Source organism: [Clostridium] aerotolerans DSM 5434 (assembly GCF_000687555.1).
Classification (GTDB): domain Bacteria; phylum Bacillota; class Clostridia; order Lachnospirales; family Lachnospiraceae; genus Lacrimispora; species Lacrimispora aerotolerans.
Genome location: NZ_JHWJ01000003.1, coordinates 123791 through 135656, shown reverse-complemented (window position 1 = coordinate 135656; position 11866 = coordinate 123791). Strand labels below are relative to the sequence as shown.

Below are 11866 nucleotides of genomic sequence, written 5' to 3'. Positions count from 1 at the left end.
GAAGGACGATATTCGTGAGAATATTATCCTTCCCCATGGTGCATACTACTTCCTGAAATATAATCTCAATAAGAATGCCAGGAGGTAATGTGCTATGACGAAATTAGACTGCAATGTAACAAGTTGTCTCCATAACTCTGATAATTTCTGTTGCAAATCTGCTATTATTGTAGAAGGAAATCAGGCAAAGGATACCTACGATACCTGCTGCGGCAGCTTTGACGAAAATAAAGATGGTTCTTTCCGCAACCTGTTTAAAACACCGGAAAGCCGTCTGGAAGTGGACTGCGAAGCTGTAAACTGTGTTTACAACGAAGGCCGCCACTGTTCTGCAGAGCATATCGGCATTGCAGGCGATGGTGCAAGTCAGGCAGAGCATACCGAGTGTGCCACATTTAAAACACGTTAAACGAAAATGAAAAGATGCGCAGGTATTGGCCTGGCGCATCTTTTTATATTAGCATAACAAAGGTTCCCGCTGTGATGAGCAGGATACCGATCAGCTTATATACAGTAATCTGCTCGTGAAGAATAACAAATGCCAAAAGCATGGTGAGAACAATGCTGAATTTATCCACCGGAACCACTTTCGTGGCCTCACCAATCTGAAGCGCCTTGTAATAGCAGATCCAGGATGCTCCAGTTGCAAGTCCGGATAATATAAGGAATATCCAGCTTTTTTTACTTATTTCAGAAATTCCGCTCATGCCTCCGGTGAGAAAAGCAATGCCCCAGGCCATGATTAATACCACGAAGGTTCTAATCGCAGTGGCCAGATTGGAATTGACATTTTCGATCCCAAGCTTTGCCAGAATGGAAGTGAGTGCGGCAAAGATAGAAGAAAGGATTGCAAAAATAAACCACATAATATAACTCCTTTTCATTCATATTATAATGCACATCTCATGTGCATTACCATAAATTGTAACGTTATATATAGAAGAATACAAGTGGAATTTTCCTGAGAAATGGTAACTGAAAAAAATAGATTGACAAAAAGATTGTTTTATTGTATCATAATATAAGTTGTGGAAACAACAGACAGGAAAGTAGGTATCCGCCTCACCACGGCACGAGTAAGTGTCCCTGGTTCATAGCCTTTGATACATAGGTGTACTGTGTAGAGACTTTGGTGGTGGATAGCGTTTGTCTATCTACTTTTTTTTATGCCTATGGGCGAGCAATGTGGATTCCGACCAATACACACACTATATGATGGAGGTGCACGACAATTAGCGATTTAATGATTAATGAACAGATCCGGGATAAAGAGATTCTGTTGATTGGTGAAAACGGAGAAAAGTTAGGGATTATGGCTACCAAAGACGCGATGCAGCTTGCAAAGGAAGCAGAGCTTGACTTGGTAAAAATTGCTCCGACTGCGAAACCACCGGTTTGTAAGATTATTGACTACGGTAAATATCGTTACGAGCTGGCAAGAAAAGAAAAAGAAGCTAAAAAGAAGCAGAAGGTAATCGAAATAAAAGAAGTTCGTTTATCTCCTAACATCGACACGAATGATTTGAACACGAAGATGGGAGCCGCAAGAAAGTTCCTGGAAAAAGGAGATAAAGTTAAGGTAACCTTACGTTTCAGAGGTCGTGAGATGGCGCATATGTCTAAGTCTAAATACATTCTGGATGATTTTGCAGAAAAGCTGGCTGATATAGCGACCATTGACAAGCCGTCAAAGGTGGAAGGAAGAAGCATGGTTATGTTTTTAACCGCAAAACGCTAAAAGAACATTATCAAGGAGGAAAATACAATGCCTAAATTAAAAACAAGCAAAGCAGCAGCAAAACGCTTCAAAGTTACAGGAACAGGAAAGCTTGTAAGAAATAAAGCTTACAAATCCCACATCTTAACTAAGAAATCAACTAAGAGAAAAAGAAACCTTAGAAAAGATATTGTTACAGATGCAACTAACGCAAAAGTAATGAAAAAGATTTTACCATATTTATAAGATTTTAAGTTAAGAAGGAGGAAAAACCGATGGCAAGAATTAAAGGCGGTATGAACGCTAAGAAAAAACATAATAGAGTGTTAAAGATGGCTAAAGGCTACAGAGGCGCTCGTTCCAAACAGTATAGAGTAGCAAAGCAGTCCGTAATGAGAGCATTAACAAGCTCCTACGCAGGCAGAAAACAGAGAAAGAGACAGTTCAGACAGTTATGGATTGCTCGTATCAATGCAGCAGCTCGTATCAATGGAGTATCCTACAGCGTATTTATGCACGGATTAAAGTTAGCTGGTGTTGACTTGAACAGAAAAGTTCTGGCTGACATGGCTGTTAACGATGCAGCTGGCTTTGCTAAATTAGCAGAACTTGCAAAATCTAAAGTGGCTTAATTATATATAAAGATAGAACGACCCCAAAGACTTCGTGTTTGCGGGGTTTTTTGTTACCCTTAGATGGAGCAAATGAGTAGATTTAAGTTTGTAATATACGCGCAGTATACGAGCAATATACGCGTAATATACACGCGAACTACTATCTTACAGGAACTTTGTTCGTTTCTTCAAAAGCATTCTGCATGAAGTAAAATGTTGCATGCAAAAAGAACTACCAGCATTATACTGATAGCTGGTAGTTTCTTTGTCTTAACGAGTTGTATTATTGTTTTTGTCTAATTTTAAACCTATTATTAAAGGCGTATTGCATGTCGCAATTATACCATCTCATAACTAACCTCATTCACAGCCCGATTCATAGTGCCTACCGGATCGTGGCCATTCAGCCATTCGTCATGGCGTTCTTCCGGCAATATAACCGGCATCCTATCGTGTATAAAAGAAATTCCAGACCAGGCAGGGCGGGTTAATACCACATAAGAGGGAAGACCTGTCTTATAGTCGATTTTAGATAGACCAGCCATCCATACTGGCTTCTTATTGGGATTCATCAACGCATATTTTATTTTTTTCGTACCACGTTTCTCCCATTCAAAATACCAGCTGGCAGGGATCAGGCAACGACCTTCCATCATTGGATTTCGAAACATACTCTTCTCAGCAGCGGTTTCGCTTCGGGCATTTATAATTTCACCCTTACCATCAAATTTTGGAAATCCCCAGCGCATGGCCGTCATGACTCCGGTTGGTGATAAAACAGGAGCTACATTAGTAGGATAGATTTCCCCTGTCTTAATTGCTGTATTTCTCTCCACCTCGGCTATAATGGAGCGAAATTCCGCGTTATCTATTTCGATATAATATCTTCCGCACATAGGAATCAACCGCCTTTCTATATGAATATAATAAGCAATTCTTTTTATCTGTTTTGAAATTCAAATTCAGTGTTTCATAAATTTTTATGGTAATAGTATCTGCCATTAGTTACATTAAATATGTAGATATGTTAAATTATTTTACATTTTCATAGTACCATAATAAATTAGTAATCTACAACATAAATTTTGATTTTGTAACTCGTAATTATGCAGACAATTTTAAAATCTTTTAATGCATAGCAAAATATAGAAATATCTATGAGCATAAGCTATTGCAAGTTTAGTATAAAATGGAAGAAGATAATTATTGCATTTGCAACAAAAATACTTTATAATGATAAGAAAGTAAAAAAATAGGAGATGAGGTAATGGTAGAAGTTTTAAGGGAAATAGGTATGATATCCAGAGCTTTGGACTCTATAAGTAATATAGAATTTAAGGAACTTGAACTGACAAAAGGTCAATATCTATATCTTGTAAGAATTTGTGAGAACCCAGGCATTATTCAGGAAAAATTGATTGATTTAATTAAGGTTGACCGTGCTACTGCTGCGCGAGCTATTCAAAAGCTTGAGATGAATGAATTCATTGAAAAGCAAAGTGATAAGGATAATAAAAAAATTAAAAAGCTCTATTCAACGATTAAAGGTTCTAATGTTTATCCATTTATTATTAGGGAGAACACTCATTCAAATCAGGTAGTTTTGACCGGATTTTCAGATGAAGAAAAAGAAATTTTTTATCAGCTATTACACAGAGCCAGAAAGAATATTGAAGTAGATTGGAAGAATGTTAAAAACGGAAAAAAGAGAATCTATTAATAGTTAAATAGGAGTAATTAGAAGTTATGAAAGTATATATTAAAAAAGCCAACTATGAGAATGCAGAGGAACTGAGAGAAATAGGTATTGAAACATTCGTAGACACGTTTGAATCTCAAAATTCACCGGAAAGCATAAAAGAATATATAGAAAAGGCATTTTCTAAACAAAAACTTATAAAAGAGCTTGAAGATAAAAGTACAGAATTTTACTTCATTTTTTATAATAATGAAATGGCTGGATACTTAAAAGTAAATACAGGGGACTCTCAGACAGAAAAGATGGGTAATGAAACTTTGGAAATTGAACGGATTTATATCAGAAAAAAATATCAAAGAAAGAAACTTGGAGAACAATTAATTCAAAAAGCCATAGAGATTGCAAAAGTTCAATATAAGAAGGAAGTTTGGCTTGGAGTCTGGGAAGAAAATCATGATGCACTGGCTTTCTATGAAAGAATGGGCTTTTGTCCAATTGGCTCTCATGCCTTTTTTATGGGAGAAGAGGAGCAGACTGATTTGATTCTGGTTAAAAATTTAGTTAAGTTATCTTAAAAATATTCGATAAATGAGATCGTCATTGATTTAGGCATTGGTTTATTGATATGTAATAGTTCGTGGTAATATAAATTAATAAATGTATCATTTTAATTATAGATTTATTTTATTAAATGAGTAAATTAAAAAGACGACGCCAGAAATTTGGCAATCGTCTTTTTTAGAATCTATAATTCTTTAATATTTCATATTATGAGAATCAACTTAAACACCGTATTCTATTGTATATAAAACAGAGCATCTTTGAGAGCTAATGTGCCGATGTAAATTTAAGACCTATAATACCTACAATTAACATGATAACGAAACAGCCTCGCGCCAATGTCATTGACTCATTGAATATGAGTACTCCTACAATGGTTGCGCCAATGGCCCCGATTCCTGTCCAGATTGCATAAGCAGTACCCAAGGGAAGTACTTTAGTCGCCTGAGATAGAAAGTAAAAACTGATTATCATTCCTGCGATGGTGCCAACGGTAAATATAGGTTTACTAAAACCGTCGGATAGCTTTAATAATGTAGCCCATACAACCTCAACAATTCCTGCAATAAACAAAAAGATCCATGCCATTTTAATATCCTCCTTTAAATGAAAAAAACACCCAAATCTCATGTCTTCTATGGCCTAACGACATGATAATTGAATGTTCATTTTGTTGCCCGGCGGCAACGTATCATTATTTATTTGTTTCATTATAATTTATCCAAAGGGATTTGTCAAAGGGTATTTGCGAAAATTTAATTAAACACTAAAGAATTATTTTAAAGTTTGGAAAAAAGAAAATTAAGTCCATGATTATAATACAGATAAACTTTTTTGAAAAACAGTAACCGCACAATGGATTTATCAATATATAAATAATAAAAGAAATTAGTTAGATAGGAGAGAAGTTTTGTCTGAATTCTATCCATATTTAGGTTATGAGGAAGTTTGTCAGCAAGTCCCCATTCAGTTTCCTCCCCAGCACCAGCCGGCGCAGCCGGGATTAGAAACTCTTATGGATCCTCCCCCGGTATTTGATGATCCGAATTATATTGGCACAGGAAAGCTTATGGACAAAGTGGCTTTAGTTACTGGCGGGGACAGTGGAATAGGAAGAGCGGTATCCATTGCATTTGCAAAAGAAGGAGCTGATGTTTGTATTGTTTATTATGATGAACACGAAGATGCACAAATAACAAAAGCCTATATCGAAGCTCAAGGCCGAAAATGTCTTTTGATATCAGGAGATATCAGGGATGAATCGTTTTGCAGGAGCTCCATAGAAAAAACTGTTTCCGCTTTGGGAGGTCTGGATATTCTGGTTAATAATGCGGGAGTCCAGTTTCCCCAAAATGGTATTGAGAATATACCTATAGAACAGATGCTATTTACATTTGAAGTAAACTTCTTTGGAATCTTTATGATGACGAAGTTTGCCGTGCCTTATCTTACAAAGGGTAGTACCATAATCAGCACAGCTTCTGTCCTGGCCTACACGGGAAATGATCAGATGATTGATTATTCCAGCACGAAAGGAGCGATTGTCAGCTTTACCCGGTCTATGGCCCGTTCCCTGGTATCAAAAGGAATTCGGGTAAATGCAGTTGCACCTGGTCCGATCTGGACGCCTCTTCAGCCAGCGAGCCAGCCGGCAGATCGTATCCCTACCTTTGGATCTAATACCCCAATGAGAAGAGCCGGGCAGCCAGTGGAGCTTGCCCCAACCTATGTTTATCTGGCAAGCAATGATTCTTCTTATGTGACAGGTCAGGTTCTTCATGTAGACGGAGGAGCCAGTATGCAGTCTTAATGCCAGGACATTGAACCATTTTTTACTGTGAAAGATAGGATTAATATCAAGCAAAATGCTCCTCCCTGGAATTAACATTTACCTGAAAAGGAATGTTAGTTGCAGAGAAGAGCAAGAGTTGCCAAATAATCCTTTATGGACCTTTGCTTCTTTCTTAACGGGAGCAGGTAAACATATCAATCCGGTTTAAGGAAATTCCGGCATATGACCAGCCAAATCTTCTGTCCCAACGGAAGCCAGAAACACTGTTACGCCAAACTTGAATGGGGAAGAACCAGAATTCCTGACCATTGCGCATCCAGATATAGGTAAAACGACCAATACAGTAACGAATAGAACCTGCATCTACCATTCTGGTTCCTGAGCGCATCTGCGCCGGTTTCTGTGGTGGTCTGGAAGGAGGTGGGCCCATTGGCATGGGACCGCCGAAATTATTATTAGGGGGGAATGGAGGCATATTATTACATCCTTTTTTGTTATTTATATTAATAATATATGAAGAAGGATGAAAGCAGTTAATGAAAAATAGAATTCATTTCCTTGTAATTTAGAGCCTGGAAGGTGTGGGCTCACATCTTGTCTGTACTTCTCATACAATAAGGTATAAATATTAGAAAAGAGGTGTACTGTATGGGCTGTTTTTGGGGTTCTTGTAACAACAATTGGAATCGTCGTTGCGGTAACAACTGGAACAATGATTGCAATGGATCAAATGATGATTGCGAGGAAGAGAGAAGAAGAGCTTACTGGAGAGGCTATTGGGATGGTTTTCGCCATTGCGGATGCAGATGGGATAATAATAATGATGATAATGATGATGATTGTGGATGCTAATATGAAAAGAAGCGGAAGATCTACAGGAGATAGAGACCTTCCGCCCAATAATACGGGTGCTCGCAAACACCTAAGTACTACCTTGTTAGGTATGTACGTTTAATATTATTCAATATTAATAGAAAATATGCCAATCGTCATAAATTATAAAGAGCTGCTGTAACAAGAAATAATGGTGTCGTCGACACCAAAGTTTCTTTTACAGCAGCTCTTTTATAAAATAAAAAATCACACCAAAGGTGTGATTTAAAACTCCCCGAGTAGGACTTGAACCTACGACCCAACGGTTAACAGCCGTTTGCTCTACCGACTGAGCTATCGAGGAATACTTTATTATTATACCTCAAAATAGAGATATGTCAATAAAAAAATAAAAATGCGGGAGATGGGACTTGAACCCACACGATCATACAACCACAAGATCCTTAGTCTTGCCTGTCTGCCAATTCCAGCACTCCCGCGCAACGAAAGTAATCTTATCATCCTTTTTGATTATTGTCAATGTTTTTTGAAAAATATATACAAAAAACAATTTGAAAAAAATTGGAAAAAAGATATTGACATAATAGTGCTTGTATACTATAATAGCTATTGTTGTTGCGAGAGATAACAACGAAATGCAGAAGTGGCGGAATTGGCAGACGCGCACGGTTCAGGTCCGTGTGGTAGCAATACCTTGAGGGTTCAAGTCCCTTCTTCTGCATGAAACCTTACAGAATGTCATGGCTGTTTGGTTTTATAAAATGACGTGCGGGAGTGCTGGAATTGGCAGACAGGCAAGACTAAGGATCTTGTGGTTGTATGATCGTGTGGGTTCAAGTCCCATCTCCCGCATTAATAAAAAGAATCCTTAACAAAGGGTTCTTTTTTTATCCGCATAAGAGAGCATTTAAAAATATAAAAAAGTGCTTGATTAATTGCTGGAAGTATAGTAATATAATTGTACGAATTGGTTATCCAATTTATACAATTGATGAGCAGAAGTGGCGGAATTGGCAGACGCGCACGGTTCAGGTCCGTGTGGTAGCAATACCTTGAGGGTTCAAGTCCCTTCTTCTGCATGAAATGCTCCAAAACATAAGAGTGCTGAAAACTACTGTTTTCAGCACTCTTTCATATTCATACCAGGTTCATAAACCGTATATTGATTGCGGCCGTGTTTTTTTGCGTGATATAGAGCGATATCCGCTTTTTCATACAATTCTTCGAAACAGGTTCCATCCTCTGGAAATGCGGCAGTTCCAAGGCTTCCCGATATATGAATTTCCGGTTCCAAGGCACTTGTTATTAAATTACAGAGATTTTCCAGTTTCGTATATAAGTCAATGCTGTATGATACATCCTTTAACAATATAATGAATTCATCTCCACCCATGCGTCCGAATATATCCTCTCGTCTTAACGCGGACTTTAATCTGGAAGCCGCTCTATGAAGGGCCTTATCACCAAACTGATGCCCATAGCTGTCATTTAATTGCTTGAAACGGTCTATATCCAGCATAATGAGAATATGATGAGTAGGGCAGCTTTTCAGTATATGGCGTATGGACCTTATGGCAGTTGCCCGATTTAACAGCCCTGTAAGGGAATCAAGCTCTGAAAGTTCCTGCAAGGAGATGGCTTCCCGTTTGGAGTCATCAATATCCTTGATCAGGATAAATGCCTTAATGGAATCATTATAAGGATCACAGACGATCTGTACAGTGGCATTGGCCCAGAAGATTCTGCCGTCTGGCTTTACTCTCCGGTGCTCCATTTGGAGAGAGCGGTTCCCTCTATAATAATGATGAAGCAGCTGGTCTTTGTTGAAAAATTTCAGATACGCTTCCTTGTCCTCTTCGTAAATAAAATGTTCCGCTACGTATCCCATGATCTCAGAAAACGTATTGGAGGCGTAATCCGGCATATTGCATTTCAACTCTCCGATAATTTCCTCAAACAGGTCAAACTTTATATTGTATTCATAGTAGCCGATACAGTTTCTTTTCTGCTCCTCCATGTATTCCATCCATCGTTGATAGGCCAGTTCTTTCTCATATTCATCCGTGATATCCTGATAGGATATAATGCTGCGAATAGGAGACTTTGATTCCCCATACACAAGTGAATAGCGGGTGGAGAACCAGCGGTAATCCCCTCCTGTTTTTAAGCGTACAATGCATTTTCCTTCCGCAGCTCCGTCTTCCATCGTTTGAAAGAACTGTAGAAAATCCTCAATGCTTTCTTTATGTACGATGTCATTTTCAATAAGAGATTCAGGAGATAGAGACTGGGTATAAGGGAATGGAAAATTCCTGGAAAATTCCGGGGTGGGAGAAATGCTTCTGGAAGAAATATCGTAGATGCTGACAAGACAACTGGAATGCTGAGTTGCAAGGCGATATTGTTCTTCTCTGAGCCGCAGCCGCTCCTGGGACTTTTTAATGTCTGTTATGTCGGTAACACAACAGTATAAAAATCCATCCTCTGAGATGTAATTGGCATCCATGGAAAGCCAGATGCATGTCTCTGTATTTCTGGCTCTGAATTCCAAAACAAACCGATTAATCGTAGTTTTAAGGTGGCTTTGTATTTCTTTTACAATTGCTTCGTAATCCGCTTCGCAGACAAGATCTTTTAAACATGCGTGCAGACAGAACCAGTCCCTGACCGTCTGGTTACAATAGAAAATTGAAAAAGGCTCCTGGGCTTTTAGCTTCAGTAAGCCGCAGGGAATGCGGTCTAAAAAATATTCTTCGTTCATCGTTCACTTTCTCCCATAAGTGCTTTTTAATATAGAATTGGTCTTATATAAAATATATGAGACATGTTGTAAAAAAATGCAATAATATATTACAAATAAACAAAAATTGTTTTATTTCCCGCTGGGAGTGAAACCGAAAAAAGGATAGCCCGAAAGCTATCCTTTTTTAAATACGTTACTATTTTATTTTCTATATAGATAGACCGGACGGCCGCCTTCCATCTTTCTCTCAGGCTCACCCTGAATAAGAGGGAGTGCATAGGTTAAAAAATCGTCTGTAACATCAGTACCATTTTTACTAATCCATTCATTTGGAAATAGTTTTTCCTTGTTACATACTTCGTTTACGTCTACGGTAACGCATTCCATGGTATAAGGGGAATCAGCAGTGCGCTTAAAAGCGATCATCATTCCTGTTATGCCGTCTAATGCAGTTTTTACTCCTTTGACACCTGCCTCAACAGATTCTTCTATATCAACAGCAGAAGCCAGCATTCCGCTGCATCTTTGGCTGACATTCAGCTCTATGGAACGTACCTTTACCCCAAAACGGTCCCTAACATAGTTTTCCAGCATCTTACCGCTTCCTGTGAGCATTTTGTGGCCGAAGGTATCCAAACGGGCTTCATCTGCGTATTCACAAATGAATTTGCCGTTGGAATCGGAGAGCCCTTCTGATACACAGATAATAATTGAATTTTTCTTTTGTAGAGCAGAATCTACGTCAGATGTAAACTGTTCAAAATCAAAATCTGATTCAGGGAGGTAGATAAGTACAGGGTTGTCACCTTCAAACTTTCTTGCCATGGCACTGGCTGCAGTAAGCCATCCAGCATGGCGCCCCATCAGTTCTATGATGGTAACGGACTTCTGCTGGTAAACGGAAGCGTCCAAAACAATTTCACGAACGGTATCTGCCACATATTTGGCCGCACTGCCGTATCCAGGAGTGTGGTCTGTGAGAACCAGGTCGTTATCAATGGTTTTTGGGATTCCGATAAAGCGGATGTCGCTTTGGTGATGGGCTGCATAGCGGGAAAGTTTGCTCACCGTATCCATGGAATCATTTCCGCCGATATAAAAGAAATATCCGATGTCCATAACCCGGAACTTTTCAAACAGAGCCGGATAAAATGGAGAAGAGAGATCATCCGGAAGCTTATAGCGGCATGAGCCCAAATAAGCAGCAGGTGTTAATTTAAGCAGCTCTAGTTCCTCTGCGGTCAAGTCATTTGATAAATCCATATAATTCCCGGACATAAAGCCTTCAATGCCGTTAATCATGCCGTAAACTCTGTCGATTTCATCGTGAGCCATTCCTTCTTTAATTATCCCGTAAAGACTTGCATTGATCACAGCGGTAGGGCCGCCGGACTGTCCTACGATTGCGTTTTTCTTCATGTAATATATCCTCCAGATTTGCGTATGCTTTAGGCACGTCTCCTATTCTATAATAGAACGAGTATCTTTGCAACGGTCATTTCCCTATATTTTACCCCTTTTTCGGTCTGAGAGGCGTAAAAGCTGTAAGTACTATTGATTTTGGAAGGATGGGAAATGGAGGAAGTAGTAAGAAATGCCCCATAAAAAGGGAGGAGCCGGTGAAATGTGGGTTTCACCGGCGAGTTATGAAAAAAAGTTTTTTGTTCAAACAAGTTTTGGGGTTGCTCTTGTTTATGTTTTAAGTATAGAGGAGAGATATGAAAAAAGTTTGTAGAAGTTGTAAATAAACTTTGTACGACCTGTGAAGAATATGTGAATGGAAAATGGTGGAATTTTATAAGCACTGATAGCGGAGATATGCATCAGCTCTTGTGATATGGTCAGAAATTAACGGACTACAGTACCTTGAAAACTTAATATTGATACTTAGTAAGTATTCTGGTAT

The 11866-nt window shown here is 38.7% G+C and carries 15 protein-coding genes and 5 tRNA genes; 12 read left to right on the top strand and 8 right to left on the bottom strand.

What is annotated here, in order from left to right; all coding sequences use genetic code 11:
- Nucleotides 1-94 precede the first annotated feature (94 nt).
- Entirely contained in the window at nucleotides 95-409 is a 315-nt protein-coding gene (locus T546_RS0105665) for a DUF1540 domain-containing protein (RefSeq protein ID WP_024836185.1), read from the top strand.
- Nucleotides 410-452: 43 nt separating this feature from the next.
- Here the strand turns inward: T546_RS0105665 and T546_RS0105660 are convergent, their stop codons facing one another.
- Nucleotides 453-884, bottom strand: a complete 432-nt coding sequence (locus T546_RS0105660) for an EamA family transporter (RefSeq protein WP_278246285.1) — start codon at nucleotides 882-884, stop codon at nucleotides 453-455.
- 359 nt (nucleotides 885-1243) lie between these two features.
- On the opposite strand from T546_RS0105660, the gene infC reads away from it, so the two are divergent.
- The 3 genes from infC to rplT are packed head-to-tail and all read left to right on the top strand — an operon-like array spanning nucleotide 1244 to nucleotide 2349.
- Nucleotides 1244-1738 carry a translation initiation factor IF-3 gene (infC, locus tag T546_RS0105655; RefSeq protein WP_024836183.1) on the top strand — a complete coding sequence of 165 codons (495 nt, stop codon included), beginning with the start codon at nucleotides 1244-1246 and terminating at the stop codon, nucleotides 1736-1738.
- 27 nt (nucleotides 1739-1765) lie between these two features.
- Nucleotides 1766-1963 (top strand): 50S ribosomal protein L35, encoded by a 198-nt coding sequence (gene rpmI / locus T546_RS0105650; protein ID WP_024836182.1) that lies wholly within the window; start codon nucleotides 1766-1768, stop codon nucleotides 1961-1963.
- 29 nt (nucleotides 1964-1992) lie between these two features.
- Complete coding sequence (rplT, locus tag T546_RS0105645; RefSeq protein ID WP_024836181.1) at nucleotides 1993-2349, top strand: 50S ribosomal protein L20; 357 nt, start codon at nucleotides 1993-1995, stop codon at nucleotides 2347-2349.
- 320 nt (nucleotides 2350-2669) lie between these two features.
- On the opposite strand, the gene T546_RS0105640 is transcribed toward rplT, so the two are convergent.
- Nucleotides 2670-3227 carry an SOS response-associated peptidase gene (locus T546_RS0105640; RefSeq protein WP_024836180.1) on the bottom strand — a complete coding sequence of 186 codons (558 nt, stop codon included), beginning with the start codon at nucleotides 3225-3227 and terminating at the stop codon, nucleotides 2670-2672.
- 371 nt (nucleotides 3228-3598) lie between these two features.
- Between T546_RS0105640 and T546_RS0105635 the strand changes: the two genes are divergently transcribed.
- Both T546_RS0105635 and T546_RS0105630 read left to right on the top strand, forming a co-directional pair.
- Nucleotides 3599-4051: a MarR family winged helix-turn-helix transcriptional regulator gene (locus T546_RS0105635; RefSeq protein WP_024836179.1), complete on the top strand. Its 453-nt coding sequence runs from the start codon at nucleotides 3599-3601 to the stop codon at nucleotides 4049-4051.
- 26 nt (nucleotides 4052-4077) lie between these two features.
- On the top strand, nucleotides 4078-4605 hold the full coding sequence (locus T546_RS0105630) for a GNAT family N-acetyltransferase (protein ID WP_026890781.1): 528 nt from the start codon (nucleotides 4078-4080) through the stop codon (nucleotides 4603-4605).
- Between the two features lie 253 nt (nucleotides 4606-4858).
- Here T546_RS0105630 and T546_RS0105625 read toward each other — a convergent pair whose 3' ends face one another.
- Nucleotides 4859-5179 carry a DMT family transporter gene (locus tag T546_RS0105625; RefSeq protein WP_026890780.1) on the bottom strand — a complete coding sequence of 107 codons (321 nt, stop codon included), beginning with the start codon at nucleotides 5177-5179 and terminating at the stop codon, nucleotides 4859-4861.
- 322 nt (nucleotides 5180-5501) lie between these two features.
- On the opposite strand from T546_RS0105625, the gene T546_RS0105620 reads away from it, so the two are divergent.
- Nucleotides 5502-6401: an SDR family oxidoreductase gene (locus T546_RS0105620; RefSeq protein ID WP_026890779.1), complete on the top strand. Its 900-nt coding sequence runs from the start codon at nucleotides 5502-5504 to the stop codon at nucleotides 6399-6401.
- Nucleotides 6402-6555: 154 nt separating this feature from the next.
- Here the strand turns inward: T546_RS0105620 and T546_RS0105615 are convergent, their stop codons facing one another.
- Nucleotides 6556-6858, bottom strand: a complete 303-nt coding sequence (locus tag T546_RS0105615) for a hypothetical protein (RefSeq protein WP_051629624.1) — start codon at nucleotides 6856-6858, stop codon at nucleotides 6556-6558.
- A gap of 237 nt (nucleotides 6859-7095) precedes the next feature.
- On the opposite strand from T546_RS0105615, the gene T546_RS0105610 reads away from it, so the two are divergent.
- Nucleotides 7096-7338 carry a hypothetical protein gene (locus tag T546_RS0105610; RefSeq protein WP_166429799.1) on the top strand — a complete coding sequence of 81 codons (243 nt, stop codon included), beginning with the start codon at nucleotides 7096-7098 and terminating at the stop codon, nucleotides 7336-7338.
- A 149-nt stretch (nucleotides 7339-7487) separates the two neighbouring features.
- On the opposite strand, the gene T546_RS0105605 is transcribed toward T546_RS0105610, so the two are convergent.
- Together T546_RS0105605 and T546_RS0105600 are read right to left on the bottom strand one after the other, a co-directional pair.
- Nucleotides 7488-7560, bottom strand: a tRNA-Asn gene (locus T546_RS0105605).
- A 52-nt stretch (nucleotides 7561-7612) separates the two neighbouring features.
- Nucleotides 7613-7696, bottom strand: a tRNA-Leu gene (locus T546_RS0105600).
- A gap of 158 nt (nucleotides 7697-7854) precedes the next feature.
- Here T546_RS0105600 and T546_RS0105595 point away from each other — a divergent pair.
- The 3 genes from T546_RS0105595 to T546_RS0105585 all read left to right on the top strand — a co-directional run bounded on the left by T546_RS0105595 (nucleotide 7855) and on the right by T546_RS0105585 (nucleotide 8296).
- Nucleotides 7855-7938, top strand: a tRNA-Leu gene (locus T546_RS0105595).
- 47 nt (nucleotides 7939-7985) lie between these two features.
- A tRNA-Leu gene (locus T546_RS0105590) sits at nucleotides 7986-8069 on the top strand.
- Nucleotides 8070-8212: 143 nt separating this feature from the next.
- A tRNA-Leu gene (locus tag T546_RS0105585) sits at nucleotides 8213-8296 on the top strand.
- Nucleotides 8297-8337: 41 nt separating this feature from the next.
- Here the strand turns inward: T546_RS0105585 and T546_RS0105580 are convergent.
- Nucleotides 8338-9978, bottom strand: a complete 1641-nt coding sequence (locus T546_RS0105580) for a sensor domain-containing diguanylate cyclase (protein ID WP_026890776.1) — start codon at nucleotides 9976-9978, stop codon at nucleotides 8338-8340.
- 183 nt (nucleotides 9979-10161) lie between these two features.
- On the bottom strand, nucleotides 10162-11379 hold the full coding sequence (locus T546_RS0105575) for a 6-phosphofructokinase (protein WP_026890775.1): 1218 nt from the start codon (nucleotides 11377-11379) through the stop codon (nucleotides 10162-10164).
- A 175-nt stretch (nucleotides 11380-11554) separates the two neighbouring features.
- On the opposite strand from T546_RS0105575, the gene T546_RS25250 reads away from it, so the two are divergent.
- Nucleotides 11555-11695: a hypothetical protein gene (locus T546_RS25250; protein WP_156951295.1), complete on the top strand. Its 141-nt coding sequence runs from the start codon at nucleotides 11555-11557 to the stop codon at nucleotides 11693-11695.
- Nucleotides 11696-11866: the final 171 nt, after the last annotated feature.